This is a genomic window from Polaromonas sp. P1_E3 (assembly GCF_056405935.1).
In genome coordinates this window covers 1-584 of record NZ_JBFUBD010000832.1, presented here as the reverse complement: position 1 = coordinate 584, position 584 = coordinate 1, and the positions used below count along the sequence as shown (strand labels likewise).

1 protein-coding gene is annotated in these 584 nt (G+C 67.0%); it reads left to right on the top strand.

Annotated features, from left to right (window positions below; translation table 11 throughout):
• Positions 1-584: MATE family efflux transporter (locus AC1D0Z_RS23810; protein WP_477660575.1), on the top strand; the 584-nt coding region annotated here is incomplete at both ends.

Sequence of the window (584 nt, the reverse complement as noted above, 5' to 3'; positions counted from 1 at the left end):
CCTCGGCCCCATGCTGCTCAGCAACATCCTGCAGTCGCTGTCGGGCACGCTGAACAACGTGTACGTCGGCCAGATGATCGGTGTCGGCGCATTGGCGGCGGTGTCCAGCTTTTTCCCGATCCTGTTCTTCTTCATCGCCTTCACCATCGGCCTGGGCGCGGGCGCTTCGGTGCTGATCGGCCAGGCCTGGGGAGCGCGCGACACCGGCAAGGTCAAGGCCATTGCCGGCACGACGCTCAGCGTCGGCCTGATTTTTGGTTTGMTCGTCGCGCTGTTTGGCGGCGCCTTTACCGGGCCTTTGCTCCGGGCACTGGGCACACCGGCCGACATCTTGCCCGACGCCACGCTCTATGCACGCATCATGATGGTGGCGGGGCCCGGTCTCTTCGTCTACCTGCTGRCCACCGCCATGCTGCGTGGTGTGGGCGACACCGTCAACCCGCTCTACACCCTGGGCATTTCCACCGTGGTCGGCCTCGCCGTCACACCGGCGTTGWTCCGCGGCTGGTTCGGTCTGCCGCAGCTGGGCGTGGCCAGCGGCGCGGTGGCTTCGGTGCTGTCGATGGTGACGGCCACGGCCTGGC